This window comes from Paenibacillus sp. FSL H3-0469 (assembly GCF_038051945.1).
Taxonomy (GTDB): domain Bacteria; phylum Bacillota; class Bacilli; order Paenibacillales; family Paenibacillaceae; genus Paenibacillus_AQ.
Genome location: NZ_CP150302.1, coordinates 7494498 through 7515175 on the forward strand (window position 1 = coordinate 7494498; position 20678 = coordinate 7515175).

Sequence of the window (20678 nt, forward strand, 5' to 3'; positions counted from 1 at the left end):
GGACAAATGCATGCGACCCGCTTACTGTCGCTCGAACGCTGGAAGAAATGGGTATGGTCCTTCGTGCGGCTGACACTCATTGCAGGCCTGTCGTTCGTGATCCTCTATCCGGTGCTCCAGAAGATATCCACGGCCTTCAAGGCCAAGAGCGATCTGTATTCGCCGATTGTCGTCTGGCTTCCCGAGCATTACACGCTCGACAATTTCGTCAAAGCAATTGGGATTATGGACTACTGGCAGGCCTTGCTGAACACCTTCACTCTGTCGGCGCTGACTACGATCTTAACCGCCATCTCCTGCGCGCTTGCAGGGTATGGCTTCGCCCGGCTGAAGTTCAAGGGAAGCCAGCTATTGTTCGCCGGAGTTATATTGACCATTCTGGTCCCGCCGATCACGATTCTGATTCCGGTCTACCTGAATTTGAAGGATTTCAGCCTGATGGGGCTGATTCCGCTCTTAACCGGCGGCAAATCGGTGAATCTGCTTAACACCTACTGGCCGTTTATTCTAACCTCTGCTACGGCGAACTCGCTGAAGGCGGGGTTGTACATTTTCATCTTCCGGCAGTTCTTCCGGGGGATTCCCAAAGAGGTGGAGGAAGCGGCTTACATCGACGGGGCCGGGGTAGGCAAGACCTTCTACCGGATTATGCTGCCTAACGCGATACCGTCTATAGTTACGGTGCTGCTCTTCTCGTTTGTGTGGCAATGGAACGACAGCTTCTTCACCACGACCTATCTGACATCCAGCAAGGTGATGGCGACCCAGCTAGGCTCACTGCCGTATAATCTGCAGATCCTGCTGGAGGACGGCGCCAATTCCAAGGCCGATCCGTTCTACCTCAGCATGGTCCAGGATACAGGGATTCTGCTGGCAATCCTGCCGCTGATCATTATCTACCTGTTCGTGCAGCGGTATTTCGTGGAGAGTATTGAACGTACCGGGATTGTGGGTTAACTGTAGAAGGAGGATGACTGTGCGCCAAAATAACAGAACAAGCACTCCGGCCAGACTGGCCCGGAGTATAATCTTCGCAGCCGCGCTTCTATGGTTATCCGGCTGCTCCGCTTCTGGCGGGGACGCGGCTCCGGCTGCCCCCTCGCCCGGGCCGCAGGAGAGCGCGGCGTCATCCCCGGCAGCTTCTCCCGCCGGGACTCCGGTAGCTTCCGCCACAGCTTCGCCTGAAGCTGCTGCGGAAGCTCCGGTGCAACAGGAGGCCACGCCGCTGGCGGCAGCTTATGCGGATTACTTCCCCATAGGCGCTGCGGTGGAGCCGGACCAGACAGAAGGAGCGACGGCAGAGCTGCTGAAGAAGCATGTGAACTGGCTCGTGGCCGAGAATGCGATGAAGCCGGATGCGATTGCACCGGCTGAGGGCACCTTCACCTGGGAACGGGCGGACCGGATCGTCGCCTTCGCCAAGGCGAACGGCATGGGGCTGCGCTTCCACACCCTGGTATGGCACAGCCAGACCCCGGAGTGGTTCTTCCGGGATGAGGCGGGCGGAGCGATGGTCGATGAGACCGATGCGAAGAAGCGCGAAGCGAACAAGAAGCTGCTACTGAAGCGGCTCGACAGCTATGTCACTGCTGTTGTCAGCCGTTACAAGGACGACATCTCCTCCTGGGATGTAGTGAATGAGGTGATAGAGCCTAACGACCCTGACGGTATGCGGGCCAGCGACTGGTACAAGATTACCGGTACCGGATTCATTGAGACCGCCTTCCGGGCGGCCCGCAAGGCTGGAGGACCGGAGCTTAAGCTGTACATTAATGATTACGGCACAGAGAGTCCGGAGAAGCGGGACCGGCTCTACGAGCTGGTGAAGGACATGCTGGCGAAGGGAGTGCCGATCGACGGGGTTGGCCACCAGACCCATATTAATCTGGAATATCCTACGGTGGAGAGCATAATCGGGTCCATGGAGAAGTTCCATGCTCTGGGCCTGGATAATCAGATTACTGAGCTGGATATGAGCCTGTATGTCTATAATGATCTCAGCGATGTCGGCCCTGTAGTCCCCGAGGATATCCTGCAGAAGCAGGCCGCGCGGTATGGTGAGCTATTCGCTGCTCTAAGAGATCGGAAGGAGCTGCTAAGCGGGGTCATGTTCTGGGGCATTGCGGATGATCATACCTGGCTGAGCACCTTCCCGACTGAGCGCACCGAGGCTCCGATGCTGTTCGACCGGCACCATCAGCCCAAACCGGCCTTCCAGGCGGTCACTGATTTCTAAATAGTAAAGAACGGGTAAGCCAAACAAGAATTGCACCTTACAATTCCTTTATTTTTGCCGGGATAATATAATATTCTGGTAGTAATAATCTTGCAAAGTGAGGTTGCAACTGGTGCCCATAACAATCAAGAACACAATGGCCTGGACTGTCGCTGCGTGCATGGCCGTACAACTGTTGACCGCTTGTGAGAAGAGTGATAGCCTTGCGGAGCGTTCTCCGGTCCCTGAAGGACAGCCGGGGAGCGCTCCGCTCTATGAGGAGCCGGGTCTAAGCAAATATGATCCGCCGATTCAGCTGTCGTTCGTACGTGAGAACAACGATGCGCTTGAAGAAATACTGAAAGAATTGCCGGGGGAGTCGCTGGAGCATAACCGCTGGACCGAGCTGTATGAAGAGGTGCTCGGTATTAAGATCACCTATGATTGGACGGAGTGGAGTTCCATCTACTCCCGCAAGCTGGGGGTATCCCTGGCCTCCGGGGATATCCCCGATATTGTGCGGGTGAATGCTTCGCAGCTCAGGGTGCTGAGCAATGCAGGGCTGATCCAGGATTTGAGCGGAGTCTATGACCAGTATGCAACCCCGTTAACCCGCAAGGTGCTGAGCGAGGAAGGGACGGGTCCGTTCGAGACAGCTACCCTCGACGGCAAGCTTATGGCGATCCCGGAGACCAATTCGTCCATTGAGGGTGCGATGTTCCTGTGGATTCGTACGGACTGGCTGGAACGCCTTGGCCTTCAGCCGCCGAAGACGATGGCAGAGGTGCTGGCTATTTCGAAAGCGTTTACGCAGGAAGATCCTGACGGCAACGGCAGGCACGATACCTACGGCCTTGCGGTAACCAAATACCTGTGGGACCCGGTCATGGGACTTACCGGGTTCATGGCCGGTTATGGTGCTTATCCCGGAATCTGGATTAAGGACAAGACCGGCAAGCTGGTCTTTGGAGGGATCCAGCCGGAGATCAAGCATGCTCTGCAGGTGCTTCAGGACTTGTACCGGACAGGACAGATTGACAGGGAATTCGCGTTCAAAGACGGGGTCAAGGCCAGCGACTGGATTGAGCATGAGCAGGTCGGAATGATGTACGGGGAGCAGTGGGGCTCCTTCCTCGTGCAGCTCAGCCGTGAGCAGAATCCGCAGGCCGAGTGGCAGGCCTTCCCGCTGGTCTCGGAGTCCGGGGCAGCGCCGAAGGTGCCGCTTCCGTTCAGTACCAACCAGTTCCTGGCAGTTAAGCAAGGCGTCCAGCACCCCGAGGCGCTGATTAAGCTGATTAACCTGCATCTGGAGAAGAACTGGGGGACTACGAGTGAGGTAGAGCGGTACTATAACGCGCCGCAGGCGGTGTGGAAGCTGTCGCCGGTGACGCCGTTTCCGGTGCAGAAGAACCTGGAGGCCTTCCGGGAGCTGGAGACCTTCCGGCGCACCGGCGATGCCTCCGTGCTTCAGGATGAAGCGAAGACGATCCAGAAGCGGATTGCCGCTTACGAGGCAGGAGGTGCGGACAGCGAGACAGGCTGGGGCTGGGAGCGGACGTATGGGCCTTCGGGCGCTTTTTCCATCCTGGACGGGTATGAACGTAAATCTCAGCTGCTCTATGAGAGCTTCGTCGGCGCACCTACAGAGACGATGATCGAGAAGCAGAATATTCTAAATAATCTTCAGATTGATGCCTTTCTTGATATTATTCAGGGCAGACCGATCAGCGAGTTCGATAATTTCGTGGCACAGTGGAACAAGCTGGGCGGCGAGCAGATTACGGCTGAGGTTAACGACTGGTATGCTAAGAAGGGCGGGAGCGGCAAATGATCGGGCCTGAGCAGACGAGTGGAGGCGGTACACGTGCTTAAGTTTCCTGCGGTGTCGATGCGCCACACTATTTTTATCCGGATGGTTGTGACTTATCTAGCTATTATTCTGCCGATTCTGCTGCTGGGACTCTACCTCTACAACTGGAGCTACAGGAATGCAAGCCAGGATCTGTCCAGAGCGACTCTGTCGCAATTAACCTATTATCTGGAGGACCTGAACCGTGAGGTGGAGTGGATGGAGATCCAGCAGTATGATCTTGCCCAGGATACCGAGCTGAACAAGATTGCCGTTACCTGGAATTATATGGACGATGTTCAAAAGCGGGAGAGCCTGAACTACATCACGCAGCGGCTCACCTCCCTGAAGAACAGCAGCGCCTATATCGGCGATGTGTTCGTTCATATCCGTACCATTAACAAAACGCTGTCCGCGATGAACGGCATTGATCAGTTTGACAGCAGCAAGTTCAATTTCTTCCGGTCGGTCGATCTGAGAAAAGAAGGGCGGCTGATCAACTGGAACAACTTCCTGGAGCTCAGCGTTACCCAGTCAAGCGGGAGGATGGGCGAGCCGCCGCTGTTCATCGTTCAGATCGAGCTGGACAACGAGAAGCTGAGGGATTCGCTCCGGGCGATTAACGCGTACGAAGAGAGCGGCTCGCTGCTGGTCTCGCGGCTGACGGACTATGCGCTCGGTACGGAGAACAGCTCCCCGGAGCTGATTGAGAGCTATCACCAGGCGGTTGATGAAGGGAACCTGTACAACTGGGAGCTGGACGGAATACGGTATCATATCGACAGCTTCTCTTCTGACAGGCTGGGGATGGCTGTGGCCACCTATTTGCCGGAGAAGGCGGTCAAGCGCCCGCTGACCAAGTTCGTGGTCTGGGCTTGGCTGTTCGCGGCGGCGTCCTTCCTGGCGGTGCTGATCTATTCCTACGCGACCTATAAGTTCGTTCAGAAGCCGCTGCTTGTACTGATCCGCAGCTTCAAACGGATGGAGAGCGGTACGCTTGATATTCAGATTGACCATGCCCGCAAGGATGAATTCGGCTATCTGTATCTCCGGTTCAACCAGATGCTCAGCAGGCTGCGAATGCTGATTGACCAGGATTACACCCAGAAGCTGATGATGCAGCGGGCGGAGCTGAAGCAGCTCCAGTCGCAGATCAACCCGCATTTCCTCTATAACAGCTTCTTCATTCTCAGCGCCCTGGCGAAGCAGGGGGACAGCTCCCGGATTGAGGAGTTCGCTGGCATGCTGGGCGAATATTTCCGGTTCATCACCCGTAACGGAGAGGATAATGTCCGGCTTGCGGAGGAGACACGCCATTCCCGGATGTACACGGAGATCCAGAAGATGCGTTTCTCCAGGCGCATTCAGGTTCAGTTCGACGAGTTGCCGGAAGCCATGGAGGAGCTGCGGGTTCCGCGCCTGATTCTCCAGCCTATTATCGAGAATGCCTATGAGCATTGTTTGGAGAAGCAGGCGGAGGATGGGGAGCTGCGGATTTCTTTTGAACAGGAGGAACGGGAGATCCGCATTATTGTCGAGGATAACGGATGCGGGCTGACCGATGAACGGATCGAGACCTTGAGAAGGCGGCTGAATCAGAACGGCGGCACGCATGAAGTTACCGGCATGAGCAATATTCACCGGCGCATCCAGTTAATCTACGGGGAAGGCAGCGGCCTGTTCCTGGACAGAAGCACACTAAGCGGCCTCCGGGTTGAAATCCGGATTAGGCTCACGGGAGGTGAAGGTCTTGTACAGACTATTGATCGTTGATGATGAAGAGATTATAACAGACGGCTTATACGAGGCGTTCAACCAGCTGCTTCCGGACAAGCTGGATGTCTACAAGGTCTATTCGGCAAAAGCGGCCCTGGAGTGGCTCTCGCGCACCCGGATCGATATTGTGCTGACGGATATCCGCATGCCCGGCATGAGCGGGCTGGAGATGTCTGAGCAGATCCGGGAGTTTTGGCCGCGGTCGCGGATTGTTTTTCTGACCGGCTACAGCGAATTCGATTACGCTTATAGCGCGCTGCAGCTTCCCGGGGCCCGTTATCTGCTGAAGACGGAAGGCTTCGACAAGATTATTGAGACGGTGCAGGAGGTGCTGCAGGAGATTGAGCAGGGCAATATGCTGAGCGAGCTGCTGGAGCAGTCCAGGGAGCAGCGCGATTCCATGGAGACGGCGGCGCAGGGCGATTATCTCCGCCATCTGCTTCAGGACAGCCAGGCCTTGTGTGCAGATATGGATGTGTTACGTGCAGATTTCAGCAAGCTGGGCATCGGTCTGGAAGCCGAATCCCCGGTGATGCTCGTTCTTGGACGGCCTACATACGCGGAGGGTATCTCATACATGGACCGGCGCGAGCTTCTGACCTCCTCCCGCCTGATCTGGAATTCCCATCTGGCGGAGATGACCCGGCATGCCTGGGTGCTTGACCGGCACGGGGATCTCTTGTGGCTGCTGCAGCCACTGGATAATGCCGGGGCTGCCTTCGGCGGGAATTTCGCGCGGTATCTGGAGGGAACGCTGGAGATGATTCAGGATTCCTGCCGGCAGACGCTGGGCCTGCCGGTTGCTTTTACGGTCAGCGGCTCAGCCTGTGCCTGGACAGAGACCGGCCGCCATTACGAGCGGCTTCACCGGCTGCAGCAGATGAAGATCGGGGACGGCATCTCCATGGTGCAGATTGACCGCGGCGGTCCGCCGGAGCCTGACATCGTCCGTGAGACGGGGGTGCGGCTCCACCAGCGGGTGGAGAATCTTGCGGCCCATCTGGATGCCGGACGGCGTGAGCGGTTCGCGGAGACGCTGGAGGAGATCCGGGAAGGCATTCATTCGGGCGTCTCTGTGGAAGAAGCGGCCGAGCTGTATTATACGGTTGCGCTTGTGCTGCTGTCCCATATGAACCGCTCGGAGCTCTATAGCCTTGTCAATGAGTATGGCAAGCTGATGCGGCTGGACGAGCATTCGTCTCTGGGGGAAGGCATCTATTATCTGGAGCGGCTGGCCTCAGATCTCTTCGAGCGGAGAAGCACAGCCGAGAAGGAGCGCTCCTCGGAGGTCATTGAGCGGATCTGCGATTATATCCACAGCCACTTGGGTGAGGACCTGTCTCTGGTGCGGCTGGCTGAGCTCCATTATTTCAATCCGTCGTACCTGTCCCGCTTCTTCAAGCAGGAGCAGGGCATTAACCTGTCAGAATACATCGATCAGTGCCGGGCGGTCAAGGCGAAGGAGCTGCTGGGAAATGAAGCGCTCAAAATCCGCGATGTAGCAATGTATGTCGGCTATGAAGCCCACCATTCCTTCACCCGCTTCTTCAAAAAAATGACGGGAATGACCCCTCAGGAATACAGGGAGTCTCTACATGTAAATCTATAATTTGTAAGTCTATCAACTATAATCACACAGGTTTCCGCCCGTCTCCACGCAGAGTACAATTCAGATGTATTCGCTTTCATTAAGACGGCATCCGCCGATTCCACGAAATGAGAAGGAGATGGGTATCTGTGAGAAAAAGGAAGTTAAGCTTATCCATGAAGCTGCTGGTGATGCTGGCCCTGCTGTTAACGCCGATGCAGTCCGGCGGAGGCACTGCAAACGCTTGGGAGGGTTCGCCTGTTCCCAAGCTGCATGTAAGCGGCAATCAGCTGGTGAACGGCAGCGGACAGCCCGTACTGCTCAGCGGCTGGCATCAGCCTACCGGGGCTTACTGGACGTATCAGAACAGCAATTATTATCTGAACCGCAACGGCGGCAACCGGCATAAGGCCACTCTGGAGTACCTGAAAGAGATCACAGATACCTTCACCAGCACCTCCGCCAAATACGGCAACAGCCACGGCTGGTACTCGAATCAGGTCCGCCTGTTCATCGACCGCGAGGATATGGGCGATGTCGCAGCCGGAACGTATAACTTCGCGGGCCTTCAGGCAGCTACCCAGAATCTGATCATTCCTTATGTAGAGTATGCGAAGACAAAGGGGCTGTATGTCACGCTGGGGCTGGACTTCACCCTGCTGGACAACAAGGCGACTACCCAGGCCAACCTGGACAAGTTCAATCAGATCTGGGGTTATCTGGCCTCTCAGCCGGGACTCAAGAGCGCGGATAATGTGATGTTCGAGCTGGTGAACGAGCCGGTGCTGAGCGATGTGAACGGACAATGGGGCGGCAATCCCTCCCAGCCGAACTTCGCGGCGTTCTGGAATTCGCTGAAGAACTTCCAGAACTCGATGATCTCGACCATCCGCAGCAAAGGCGCGGACAATGTGATCTGGGCTTCGGGACTCGGCTGGGATCAGCATTATCAGCTGACGGCATCGAGTCCGCTGACCGATCCGCTTAACAATTACGGGTATGCCGTGCACTGGTACCCGGGCTACGGCGCTTATGACAATTTCAACTCGCTTCAGCAGATCTGGGATAGCAGCATCAAGCCTGCGGCCGATGCTTACCCGATCAATATTACGGAAACCACCTGGTTCAAGAACCAGCCGGGCGACTCCTCGTATTGGGATCTGTTCAACGGTACGAACGCGGGCTTCGGCAAGAATACCAAAGCCATCTTCACTGCCGCCGGCAATGTCAGCATTGCCGTCCATATGAACGGCTTCCTGCTTAATCCCGGTCCGAAAAGCTCCTTCGCCGATCCGGACGGCGGGCTGCTCTATGACGGCAATGCCACCCGGGACGGTATGGCACGGTTTATCTTCGAATGGTACTATGAGCGGGCACAGTTCAACCCTTGGAACGGGGTGTGGAACGGAGTTACCAACAATGCCAAGTACAAGCTGATCAACAGGGCGTCAGGCAAAGCGATTGACGTTCCGAACGGGCAGAATACGAATTCCCTTCAGCTCCAGCAGTGGCCGGAGAACACCGCGCTGGCTCAGCAATGGACGGCTACCGATATGGGCACGTACAATAATATTTACCGGCTGCGCAGCGTGAACTCCTCTGATAACAAAGTGATGGATGTGCGGAACGGCACGAAGAATAACGGCGAAGCCATCCAGCTGATGCAGGATTTGAACAACACCGCCCAGCAGTTCCGGCTCATCAAGCTGAGCAACGGCTACTGGAGCATTCTCAATGTGAACAGTAACAAGGCAGTCGAAGTCACAGGTGCCTCCACCGCAGACGGCGCGAAGCTCCAGCAGAACCTCTACCGCGGCGACCTGCACCAGCAATGGAAGCTGGTTCAGGTGAACTAGAGCTTTATGGTAAGAGCCCCCTTCTCCATCTGCAGGGCGGTCCGGGAAAGTACCGGATTGCCCTGCGGGGGGAGGGGGCTTTTTTGAGCGTGCGGGAGGTGCAAGTGAGAAATGTAATCGAAAAACCGATTAGATTCAGCGCTGCGGAGGCGTGCGGGCGAAATGTAATCGAAAAACCGATTACATTCGGCGCTGCGGAGGCGTGCGGGCGAAATGTAATCGAAAAACCGATTACACTCGGCGCTAGCGGAGGCGCGCGGGGGAAATGTAATCGAAAAACCGATTACACTTGGCGCTGCGGAGGCGTGCGGGCGAAATGTAATCGAAAAACCGATTACATTCGGCGCTGCGGAGGCGTGCGGGCGAAATGTAATCGAAAAACCGATTACATTCGGCGCTGCGGAGGCGTGCGGGCGAAATGTAATCGAAAAACCGATTACACTCGGCGCTGCGGAGGCGCGTGGGCGAAATGTAATCGAAAAACAGATTACATTCGGCGCTGCGGAGGCGCGTGGGCGAAAGGTAATCGAAAAACAGATTACATTCGGCACTGCGGAGGCGTGCGGGGGTGCGAGAGCAAATGTGTGTGAAAAACCGAATACATTTTGCGCGCGGGGAGGTACGGGAGATGGGTGGCGACGGGTGGCGGGCCGGGCGCAAATGTGCGGAGGGAAACAGTTGCCTTTTATACACTTGCTGATGAACACAAGGCTCCTCCTGATGGCGTAAAGTAAGTTGTGTACCACAATTTGGAGCCTAGCCAGGCACCAAAAAAGTAGGGTATCCTCGGGTTTACCACAACACCAAGAAGGAGCCCTACTCGATGACTATTGTACCCGAACATATGCTAAATAATCTATTTGAAAAACTTGTTAAAGACTTCATGAAAGAGAATATGGAATCGCTCCTGCGTGCCGAAATCCAAGGGTTTATGGCGAGTGAAGAAGCCGGTGCCAGCAATAGCCGTAACGGATACTATACACGGGATCTGCATACGAGATACGGCCATATCGAGGATCTTCAGGTTCCCCGGGACCGCCAGGGTCTCTTTCAAACTCAGATGTTTGAACCCTACCAACGGCGGGAGGGCTGGCTGGAAGAAGCGGTGATCCAGATGTATAAATCCGGCATGGGAACCCGGGACGTGGCCCGATTTATTGAAAGCATGTTCGGCAGCCATTACTCGCCCACCACCATCAGTAACATCACCGCTACGGTGCTGGAGGATATCCACCAGTGGCAGAAACGTCCGCTGAGCAAACGCTACTCTGTGATCTACCTGGATGGGCTGTACGTGAAGCTTAAACGGGGCACGGTCCGGGGCGAAGTCGTCTATTTTGCCATGGGAATCGACGAAGAGGGTCAGCGTCAAATTCTGGGGTTCTACGTAGGGGGTCAAGAGAGCTCGAATGGCTGGCGGGAGGTGCTCAAAGATCTTTACGCACGCGGGGCCCAGGAAGTGCTACTCGGTGTATTTGACGGACTGCCGGGGCTCGATGCGGCCTTTAAAGAAACCTACCCGCAGGCGGATGTGCAGCATTGTGTGGTGCACAAAGTACGAGCCACGTTACCCAAAATCCGTGTGGAGCACAAAACCGATGTGATTAAGGCCCTGAAGACCGTGTATGATGCACCAGATGAGGTCGTGGCCCGGGCGAACTTTGACACGGTGAAAGCGAAGTGGAATGCGTTATACCCGAAGGAAATGCGGTCTTGGGAGGAGCAGCTTTCGACGTTACTGACGTTCTACAAGTACCCGGAACCGATGCGTAAAGCGATTTACACGTCCAATCCCATTGAGCGAATGAACAAGGAAATCCGCAAACGTCTGAAGCCGATGAACAGTCTGACCAACATGGATGCGGCAGAAAAAATCGTGTATCTGGAGATGTTAGGCTACAACGAAAGGTTTGGGCAGCGAGTCACCCCTGGCTTTGGGGTGGACACGGTGAAAAAGAAGCTCAGCCAGCTCTATGAAGCCCGCTACCCTTCGTTGCCCACAGTCGTAGAAGAGTAGCCAATGAATCCAATTTCTGGGGGTCGGGGTTCCCCCTCCCCCCAGAAACACTACACCCCCAACCCGTAACCCCGGGGAGGTACTTCTACTCATTTACACAAACTTCTTGACGCTACCCTCCTCTCCTGCGCCAACGGTTGGAAAAACAACACTTAATTATACACATTTCCACTAAAGTGACGAGATCAAACTAATTAGATGCTGCTTTTCCACTTACTCCCGCCCAATCCTGAGAATCCAGCCAATTAAGATACCTTTGTCCACCTATTTCCGAGAGAGAAGATGACACAAGTAGTTTTGCTTGCAGCAGGGCCAGAGAAGGTGTGATTGTTCAACCAGCCTACCCGCCCACTCCCGTCGAAGTTGCTGTATATGCGCCCGCAAGCATCACAATCCGCATAAAACATACCAAGCTCTTTACACCTTCGATTCTCTCACTCCTTATATAAGAAAAGCAACATACATCCATACGAAAGCAACGTAAAGCTATGTATTATAAAGGTTTTATATGATTAAATACATAAATAATACAGCATTTGCCCAGGGCTCAACTCCTGTCATAATGCGAAAGGATGAATACAAATTATGGACAAACAGCAACAGCTTGGCTTGACCCCGCCGATGGGGTGGAATTCGTGGAACACTTTTACTTGGGATATCAACGAGCAATTGATCCGGGAAGCGGCCGATACGCTTGTGGCGGACGGTTATAAGGATGCAGGGTACGAATACATTGTCATTGACGATTGCTGGAGCCTCAAGGAGCGGGATGAGCAGGGCAGGCTGGTGGCAGATCCGGTTAAATTCCCGAACGGAATGAAGGCGGTTGCAGATTATATTCACTCCAAGGGACTGAAGTTCGGGATGTACTCTTGTGTGGGAACACATACCTGCGCCGGGTATCCGGGCAGTTTTGAGCATGAATTCCAGGATGCCGCTTCGCTGGCCGAATGGGGCGTAGACTTCCTGAAGTATGATTACTGCTTTAAGCCAAGACATATGTCTGGAGAGCTGCTGTACAAACGGATGAGTCTTGCGCTTAAGAACTGCGGACGGGACATCCTTTTCTCCGCTTGTAACTGGGGTGAGGATAATGTCTACCAGTGGATTCGTGAATCCGGTGCACATATGTACCGGTCTACCGGCGACATTCAGGACAGCTGGGAATCGATCAAGACTCTCGCGCTGTCGCAGCTCGACAAAGCCGCCTACACCGGAGCCTACTGCCATAATGATCTGGATATGCTCGTTGTGGGCATGTACGGGGGCAGCAACAGTGACTTCATCGGCAGTCAGATTGGCGGCTGTACAGATGTGGAATACAAGACCCACTTCTCGCTGTGGAGCCTGATGGGTTCTCCGCTAATGATCGGCAGTGACATCCGCAAGGCGAATGAGGCGACTAAGAACATTCTGCTGAACCCGGATCTGATTGCCATCAACCAGGATATCGAGGGCCGCGGAGCTTACCGCATTAAGCCTGAGCCGCAGTGGTTCCATACCAATGAAGTATTCATGCTGGTAAAAGTATTGGCAGACGGTGACCTGGCCATCGGGTTCTTCAACCTGAGCGATGGCCAGCGAGAGATGTCGCTGCAATTCTGGGATTTCGGACTTCCGTATGCCTCCGGCAAATCGCTGTCCCTGTATGACTGCTGGGAGCACAAGGAACTTGGCGTGTTCAGGGAAAGATATGCTCCGGTCATTCCGGCTCATGATTGTCTGATTGTACGGGCTAAGATCGTCTAACGGGCAGCCAAAAAAATGAGCAGAACCTGCAGAAAATGCGGCGTCCCCTTAATGACGGATGATGTGGCGATTTACCTCAAGCTGGTCACACGCAATGCCCAGGATTTCCTGTGCATCGACTGCCTTGGTGTTCAGTTGAAATGCGGACGAGAGCCGATTGAGCGGCTGATTAAGTATTTCCGGGAATCGGGAAAATGCGTGTTGTTCCGTTAACGTTACAGACAAGCCAGAGCAGCAGTCTCCAAGGATGGAGATTGCTGCTCTGTATAGGTTTTGGGGTCATCATCGAAGCTAAAGTCCCGCTTTGTGGGGTTATTTTATAGGATCAGTGTTATCAAGACAGGGCGCATTCCGTATATACACGGTTAACATTCTGGCTATGTCTTCGGGAGGCATCGCACGGCCGCTCCTAAACCAGTGATTGATAAGCCCGAATTGGGCGTTACCCAAATAGGCTATGGCATATTCAGTAAACAAGCGGCTCTCTTGATTCATCTCCGGTTGCTGTTGTATCAGATGATCATATAAGCGTGTACCGGTCAGATACCGCAGCCGTTCCTGGATCTCAGCCGGGGCATCCGGATGGAACAGCACCTTGAAAAAACTGGCGTGCTGCTGCATATACTCAAGGGCCTTAGTAATAGGAGGGAAAGCTGCTTGCGGGTCAGGATAGTCCATTAACTCTTGCATCTGGATGGGCGCAAATACCTCTAATAATCCTTGGAAAAATGATGTCTCCTCAATCAGATGAAAAATATCTTTATAATGCAAATAGAAGGTACCCCGGTTGATCCCTGCTTTTTCACAAAGATTCTTGACCTTCAGTCCTTTAATTCCTTCCTTCTCCAAGATCGAAAATAAGGCGTTCTCTATTAGGGTACGGCTGCGGACGGCTCTCATGTCTGCACTCTGTTCGGTCACGGGCGGACCTCCTTGTTATGGATAAGCATTCATTTATCAACACTTTTGACATTGTATCTATTAATATACACTTTACCTGTAATGTTCATTGCTCCTCCTAATAGGCCTGAGTATAATGGGTCCTAGCGCTGGAATCAACACGTGTTCATTATCTTCGCCATGGCAGGAGCTTAACTAGGAGGATTAACATGGAATATCGTTTTCTTGGAAAGACGGGTACTAAGGTCAGCAGCTTTGCGCTTGGCGGGTCTGGTTTTGGAACCAGGACAAGTGAGGCAGAGAGCCGGCAAATCATAGATAAGGCTTTGGATTACGGGATGAATCTGGTGGATACTTCTAATATTTACGGAAAGGGAGAATCGGAACGTGTGATAGGCCAAGCGATTAAGCACAGACGGCAGGATGTTCTGTTGGCTTCTAAATTTGGTGCGGAGTCTTCTGAGAAAATCAATCAGAACGGCGGGTCACGCCGCTGGATACGGACGGCTGTCGAGCAAAGCCTGTTACGTCTGCAAACCGATTATATAGACCTTTATCAGCTTCATCTTCCGCTCGAATGGATGGCCTATGAAGAAATTCTGCTCACGTTAAACGATTTGGTGAGGGAGGGGAAAATTCATCATATCGGCACCTCCAATCACCTTGGCGGACAGCTTGTACAAGCGCAGGCGATTAGTGACCGTTATCATATTCATCGTTTTGTAAGTGAACAGACACCCTATTCGTTGATTAACCGGCGGATGGAATTTGAACTGGCCGGAATCGCCAGGCAATACGATTTGTCTCTATTTGTGTACAGTCCCTTATCCGGGGGCTTGCTGACTGGCAAATATAAACCGGGCCAGCCCGCGCAAAGCGGCACACGCGCTTTCGAATTAAAAGGGTATATGGATAATCTCGACCCGGAACTGGCTGAAAATGAAAACAAGTTCAGGATCATAGCCCAATTGCAACAGCTGGCCAATGATTCGGGGATTTTGCTGGCGGATATGGCCACCGCTTTTACACAAAGCCATCCGGCTGTCACCTCTACGATATGGGGACCACGGACCTTGGAGCAATTGAATGCCTATATCTCCGGTGCGGAGACCAGGCTCAGTACAGATGTGCTGGATGCGATTGATGGTATTGTTACGCCAGGCAAACGGGTAGACGATAAAGAGCAAACCTGGACGCCGGTGTGGATGAAGCCGGAACAGCGCAGACGGCATATGTAGCTGCACGTACCTTAAGTATAAAAACAACAGCGGCAGAACAAGACGGATAACCGTCCCGTTCTGCCGCTGAGTCATTTATTTGTAGGGATGCAGGAAGATGCTACGGGCATCAGTTCACGAAATCCGCCTGTTCCAGCAGACGCAGAATTACCGTGGCGGCTTCCGCGCGGGTGGCGGATTGGCCCGGGTGGAATTGCCCGTCAGGCGTTCCGGTGATGAGGCCTGCCTGAACCGCCTTGGCAACATCCTGCTGTGCCCAGCCGGCAATCTGGCCTGCGTCTTTGAACGCTGCTGCCTGTGCTTCGGAAGCTGGAAGCGGCGCGCCAGCAAGCGCCATGGCCTTCACCAGAATAACTGTCATCTCCTGGCGTGTTACCTTGTCATTCGGCCGGAAGGTATTGTCCGTTCCGCCCTGTACCAGCCCGAGCTGAACGGCTGCCCCGATGCTTCCGGCATACCATGCACCGGTGGGGATATCTTTGAACGAACTGGCTGCCGGACCGGAAGAGGAGAAGCCAAGCGCACGGACAATCATCGCTGCGAATTCAGCGCGCGTTGTGGTACCGTCCGGTGCGAAGCGGCTATCCGTAAGTCCGGTTAGGATATACTTGGAGGCCAGTCGGTGAACGGCTTCCTGGGCCCAGTGGCCGTTCATATCTGCAAAGGTCTTGTTGCTGGAGATTACCGCAAACGTACCGTTGCTAGGACTGTGGAAAGATACTTCGCCTACATTAAAGGTTGCCGGTACAAAGCTGAAGCTGCCGTTATTCTCCACCCGCACGACTGTCGCATTCCGGCTGCTCACCGGAGTGCTGAGCGGCAGGGTATGCCGGGCATAACTGCCGCCGAAGCCCGGAATCTCCACCGACCGGCCACCGGCCTCAGCCTTCACTGTATACTCCACCGCCTGGCCGATGAGCTGGCCCTGGACTGTTAGAGCAGCTTGGCGAATCGCTTGCTGCTGCTCTTCCGGGAGTACCGTCATACTGACGGTAAGCTTCCAGTTCTCACTGCCCAGTTGCTGCCCCAGCGCTGCCGGATTAAGAGCACTCACAGGGAAGTGGATGGTGCCTAGTGTAGAGGTAACCGTGATCTGCTCTGCTGCCTGAACCTGCTTGGCGTCCAGAGTGGCTGTTGCTGAGGTGCCGTTAACCGTAGCTTCAACGTTAAGCTGACTGCTGCCTGGAGCTACAGGCTGCACCGAACCTACGGTGTTGCCGCTAGTAGTATTAGTGCTACTTCCACCGTTACCACTGGAAGTCCCGCCGTTGTCACCGCCGCCATTATCGCCGCCGCCGTTATTGCCGCCGCCGCCATTACCGCCGCCATTATCGCCGCCGCCGTTATCACCGCCGCCGTTATCACCGCCGCCGTTATCACCGCCGCCGTTATCACCGCCGCCGTTATCACCGCCGCCGTTATCACCGCCGCCATTATCACCGCCGCCGTTTACCTCCAGCGTGTGACGGGCATACAGATCGAACCGGTCGAATGCCGGTGTGTACTGGCGCGGGACTGCTGTGTAAGGCGTGAAGCCTTGCGCGCCGCTTCCGCCATAAGGATTGGAGCCGCCGTTGTACGTATTATTGTTAGAGAAGCGGATCGTATTCACGCCTGCCTTCAGTTCCACATCCAGCGTCTGGGTAGCGAATTGCTGCCAGGAGATGGTGTTCTTGAAGTAGACCGTCTGCGGTTCGCCGCCGTTGACACTTACTTGCGCATAACGTTCAACGACATCATTGTTGTAAGCATGGGTTCCCGCACTCTCACCATTGGCATAAGTGACCACCAGCTTGTAGGTGCCTGCCTTAGGCACGTTAATGTTCCTAAGCTCCAGATACCGCTCTGCTCCGTCGTAGGAGGTGATGCCGTTCACATATTTGCCGCCGGAGGCATATTTGGCAAAAGCATCCTCCCGGATAAGCGGCAGCTCCGAACCCGCCGGTGTTCCCACCACCACAGCCGCCTCAGACTCCACAGAATATAGAGCAGTCTTACTTACAAAGGCTGCATTAATGTAATCCAGACTAAGTGCCGCGCTGGAGCGCACGTCGATCAGGTTAATACCTCTGCGCAGGAAGACTGGAGCTTTGGCATCCTGCCATTGCCCGTTCGTATTCACCACAGGAAGATCAACCAGCGGCTTACGGTCATGGGCAAGCTGTAGCTTCCCGCCGCCCGCAGAGGCATAGCGTGCGGTTAGCTCATACATCCCGTCCTCCAGCACGCTGACGACGAACCGGGTGTTGGCCACCTGGCTGCCGCCATAGCCGCTTACATATCCGGCCCCCTCGAAGCCTTCCAGACTGCCGGCCCGGGACAAGCCCTGCTCTGAATCATAGTCGGCGAATTCCGCCTGCACCCGATAATTCGGAAGTGCGCCGGGCAGCCCGTTATACGTCAGCTCGATGGCATCCAGAGTGGATTCGCCCTGGCCTGCTTCTCCCGTATCCGGGTTGGTTCTGCTGATGCCGATGGAATGGGTGCCCCCTGTCAGATCGGCGAATATCGTATTGCCGCCAAGCAGCTGCATGTTGTAATCTGCACGCAGAACTACTTTGGTGGCCGGCTGACTGTCAATCTTGACGAACCATTCCGAATTGATGCGCTGATTGGCATCACCCGTATTCGATTGATTGCGCAGCGAAGCGGTCGCGCCGCTGCCGCCAATCAGATCCAGACGGTAATTTCCGTCTGCCGGTACGGTCACCTCTGTCCATTTCACGAGGCTGTCCGCAGCCTTGATGCTTGACACATACTGGCCGTTCGAGGCGGAGCGTCCAGTGCTTTTACGCGGATAGTGATCCGTTGTGACTACATTGGTCTGCACCTCTGCATTCTCCGCTTCATAACGCTTGACGAAGGTCTCCTGCGGAGCATGGCTAACTGCCGGTGTAATGACTGCATAGTAAGCCGAGGTGTAATCATTCAGGTTCACATCCAGCGTGACCGAGCCGTTCTTAACCGGAATATTGCGGTCCAGAATCTGCGCAGGCTCCACCAGGAAGCCGGTCAGGCCGGTGTAGCCTGCATAGAATACAGTGACATGCACCTCTTCCGCCCCGGCCAGGAAGGAAGGGCTGTTCCCGTTGCCGGTGATGTTATTGAATACGATCTGCCCGTCGCCTTGGGTCCCGCCGAAGGCGATACTGACCTGCTGCTTCTGGTCTTGAATCGAAGTTAACCCGTACAGGCCGGGGCCGAAGGCGTCATTCTCAGCTCTGGCGTTGATCACATTGACCTTGGCCATGTCGCCGCCCATCATGTCGGCATACCATTTGTAGAGCCACCATGCCCCGTTCGGCTCGTTCTGCCCGGCGAGCAGGGACCCGTAGGAGTTGGCGGTATTCCAATACGGCAGCATGCTGTTCATCTTCAGCTCATCGTAACGTGCGATGTAATGGACAAGCGAGCCGCCCACGGCAATCTCTGAAGTGGCCGCATATTCATTAATATCGACTTTGAGCGGGAAGGGAAGAGGGCGGTCCGGGTACAGCTCTTTATAGCGCTGTAAGGACTTCGCTTCCACTGCCCGGAAGGTTGTGACGTTCGAGGCAGCCTGATTAAAGGCTTTGTCCCACAGCATATGCCAGCTGATAATATCGGGCAGACAATCATTCTCCACACAGAAGGGAATGAAATCCTCGAATACTTTAGCCCCGTACTGGGTCAGATTCACGCCGGAAATGACTGCACCGGGATCGATTTCTTTGATCTTCTTAACTACGGCAAGCCAGTCGGCATTGAACACGGCTCTGGAGTTCTTCCCCGTCTGGCTGTCTGACAGCAGCTGGGGATAACGGGTGTTGTTCTGTTCAGGCTCATTGAACGGAATATAAATGAATCTGGAATTGACATCCCGGCCGGGATTTGCCGCAGCCCATTGATCCTTGTAGGCTTTAACGGCCGTTGTAATCGGAATGACAGCTTCCTGAATATATTCCTCTGCCGTTCTGGACGGATAATACCAGTGCTGGTAATAATCCTGCATCACGATATTTACGGCTTCCCCGCCAGCCTCGAAGAAATAATCCGACACTCTGAGTGCATCGCCGGTTGGATGCTGGATGCCGTTCGGCGGCTTCTGGGAGATATGTGAGGGCTTGATCGGAATCAGCGTGTTGATATCCGGCACGTTCGGCTCACTGAGGGCATACAGAGCGCCGGAAGCCCCGTGGTATACAGGTCCTAGCGAGCGGTCGGCGAGATCAACCGTTATTTTGGCCGGATTGGTTACCACGACCTCTTCATGCTTGGTCGCTGTATATAATGCGCTGACCTGACTGGCCGTGAGCTGGACATTGTAGATTCGCAGGTCGTCGAATTTCCCCTTGATGTCTCCATCCGAGGTGTAGAGCGACCGGCCGAATGCATTGAACTTCAGGGCGTCCAGATAGTCGCGCGCAAAAAAGTGCTGGAGTACGGAAGTCATCGTTGCACCTGATGTGCTTTTGCTCTGATCCAGGCCCTTGATGCCGACAGGAGCACCGTTCAGGTAAACTTCATAGGCTCCGCTGCTGTTCATCGTGACGGTCACCTGCTGCCACTTGCCCTTGGCCGGGTTGCGGTTCCAGACGACATCGCCTTTGTAGCTGGCTATCTGGCTTGGGTTCGTGCCGGTATAGATCCGGTTGCTGAACGTGCCGTCCCCGGCGATAATAATGAACTCGGAGTCCTGCCAGCCGCTTACCCCGGCATTGCTCAGTCCCTTCTCGGCAATCGTGGAGGACAGCAGACGGTTATAGGCGTTAGCCGAAGAATCGATGTTAGCCCAAAAGGAGACGGACAGCTCATCCTTGATTCCGCTGTAGAGCTGATCGGGCAGCTTCAGCCAGGCAGTACCGTTCCCGCCGCCGGGCAAGGAGAGGACGTCTCCGCGCTGGTCGTCGTAGACAATGGCAGCTACTCCCTTCAGCTCGGCGCGTTCAGCGGCTGCATCGGGGTAGACGCTGTTCACTACCGTGGTACGGTCAAGCACCTGCCCGGAGCGGAAGCTCCACTGGAACAGGGGGGCCGCTTCAGCAGCGGTTTTCATCGGGGCTTGCTCCGGCGCAGTCTCCTGAACAGGAGCAGCCTCCGGCAGTGCAGCAGCGTCCGCCACCGCACCACTATCCGGCTCTGCCGGGGAAGCAGGTGCTTCATCGGAATCAGGTGCCGTAACCGGATCGGTCACTAACACCGGCTCAGTCACCCATACAGCATCCGACGCCGGAACCGGGTCTGCAGGCAGAGCTGTGGAAGCGCTTGCCAAACTGGAGGGCAGGAGAGTCAGAATTGCCAGTATAGATATCAGTGAACGCTTAAGATATAGCCTCAATAGATACTCACCTCTTTTGTTTTTTAGAGATACCTGTCCTGGATAGAATGGTCTGTACACTTGGGGAAATTCTCTATTCACTAATCCTAATCTCCGCTAACTCCGCATAGGCACCGCAACCTCCCTGTCATGGCTGTTTCGCTTCACCGAGAATGTTAAGGGAATGACCCTTA

Annotated in this window: 12 protein-coding genes; 10 read left to right on the forward strand and 2 right to left on the reverse strand. The window is 54.7% G+C overall.

Annotated elements, in window-relative coordinates; all coding sequences use genetic code 11:
* Positions 1-6 precede the first annotated feature (6 nt).
* The 9 genes from NSS83_RS32435 to NSS83_RS32475 all read left to right on the forward strand — a co-directional run bounded on the left by NSS83_RS32435 (position 7) and on the right by NSS83_RS32475 (position 13263).
* Positions 7-957 (forward strand): carbohydrate ABC transporter permease, encoded by a 951-nt coding sequence (locus NSS83_RS32435; protein ID WP_341186559.1) that lies wholly within the window; start codon positions 7-9, stop codon positions 955-957.
* A 19-nt stretch (positions 958-976) separates the two neighbouring features.
* On the forward strand, positions 977-2236 hold the full coding sequence (locus tag NSS83_RS32440; RefSeq protein WP_341347334.1) for an endo-1,4-beta-xylanase: 1260 nt from the start codon (positions 977-979) through the stop codon (positions 2234-2236).
* Positions 2237-2372: 136 nt separating this feature from the next.
* Positions 2373-4046: an extracellular solute-binding protein gene (locus tag NSS83_RS32445; protein WP_341186557.1), complete on the forward strand. Its 1674-nt coding sequence runs from the start codon at positions 2373-2375 to the stop codon at positions 4044-4046.
* A gap of 33 nt (positions 4047-4079) precedes the next feature.
* Positions 4080-5837, forward strand: a complete 1758-nt coding sequence (locus NSS83_RS32450) for a histidine kinase (RefSeq protein WP_341347335.1) — start codon at positions 4080-4082, stop codon at positions 5835-5837.
* Complete coding sequence (locus tag NSS83_RS32455) at positions 5806-7449, forward strand: response regulator (RefSeq protein ID WP_341348795.1); 1644 nt, start codon at positions 5806-5808, stop codon at positions 7447-7449. The genes NSS83_RS32450 and NSS83_RS32455 overlap by 32 nt, the downstream gene beginning before the upstream one ends.
* Positions 7450-7577: 128 nt before the next feature.
* Positions 7578-9284, forward strand: a complete 1707-nt coding sequence (locus tag NSS83_RS32460) for an RICIN domain-containing protein (RefSeq protein ID WP_341347336.1) — start codon at positions 7578-7580, stop codon at positions 9282-9284.
* Positions 9285-10107: 823 nt separating this feature from the next.
* Positions 10108-11301 (forward strand): IS256 family transposase, encoded by a 1194-nt coding sequence (locus NSS83_RS32465; RefSeq protein ID WP_341346975.1) that lies wholly within the window; start codon positions 10108-10110, stop codon positions 11299-11301.
* Between the two features lie 585 nt (positions 11302-11886).
* The gene (locus NSS83_RS32470; protein ID WP_341186552.1) at positions 11887-13050 is read left to right on the forward strand and encodes a glycoside hydrolase family 27 protein; all 1164 of its coding nucleotides are present in this window, start codon (positions 11887-11889) and stop codon (positions 13048-13050) included.
* A gap of 15 nt (positions 13051-13065) precedes the next feature.
* Positions 13066-13263 (forward strand): hypothetical protein, encoded by a 198-nt coding sequence (locus NSS83_RS32475; RefSeq protein WP_341347337.1) that lies wholly within the window; start codon positions 13066-13068, stop codon positions 13261-13263.
* 99 nt (positions 13264-13362) lie between these two features.
* On the opposite strand, the gene NSS83_RS32480 is transcribed toward NSS83_RS32475, so the two are convergent.
* A complete protein-coding gene (locus NSS83_RS32480; RefSeq protein WP_341347338.1) occupies positions 13363-13971 on the reverse strand; it encodes a TetR-like C-terminal domain-containing protein in 609 nt (202 codons plus the stop codon).
* A 188-nt stretch (positions 13972-14159) separates the two neighbouring features.
* Between NSS83_RS32480 and NSS83_RS32485 the strand changes: the two genes are divergently transcribed.
* Positions 14160-15188: an aldo/keto reductase gene (locus NSS83_RS32485; protein WP_341347339.1), complete on the forward strand. Its 1029-nt coding sequence runs from the start codon at positions 14160-14162 to the stop codon at positions 15186-15188.
* 109 nt (positions 15189-15297) lie between these two features.
* Here NSS83_RS32485 and NSS83_RS32490 read toward each other — a convergent pair whose 3' ends face one another.
* Positions 15298-20505, reverse strand: coding sequence for an S-layer homology domain-containing protein (locus NSS83_RS32490; RefSeq protein WP_341347340.1), 5208 nt, complete (start codon positions 20503-20505; stop codon positions 15298-15300).
* Positions 20506-20678: the final 173 nt, after the last annotated feature.

Excerpts from the sequence above, each read along its gene's own strand:
- NSS83_RS32435 (WP_341186559.1), top strand. The coding sequence starts at position 7 with ATGCATGCGACCCGCTTACTGTCGCTCGAACGCTGGAAGAAATGGGTA.
- NSS83_RS32470 (WP_341186552.1), top strand. The coding sequence starts at position 11,887 with ATGGACAAACAGCAACAGCTTGGCTTGACCCCGCCGATGGGGTGGAAT.
- NSS83_RS32475 (WP_341347337.1), top strand. The coding sequence starts at position 13,066 with ATGAGCAGAACCTGCAGAAAATGCGGCGTCCCCTTAATGACGGATGAT.
- NSS83_RS32465 (WP_341346975.1), top strand. The coding sequence starts at position 10,108 with ATGACTATTGTACCCGAACATATGCTAAATAATCTATTTGAAAAACTT.
- NSS83_RS32445 (WP_341186557.1), top strand. The coding sequence starts at position 2,373 with ATGGCCTGGACTGTCGCTGCGTGCATGGCCGTACAACTGTTGACCGCT.
- NSS83_RS32485 (WP_341347339.1), top strand. The coding sequence starts at position 14,160 with ATGGAATATCGTTTTCTTGGAAAGACGGGTACTAAGGTCAGCAGCTTT.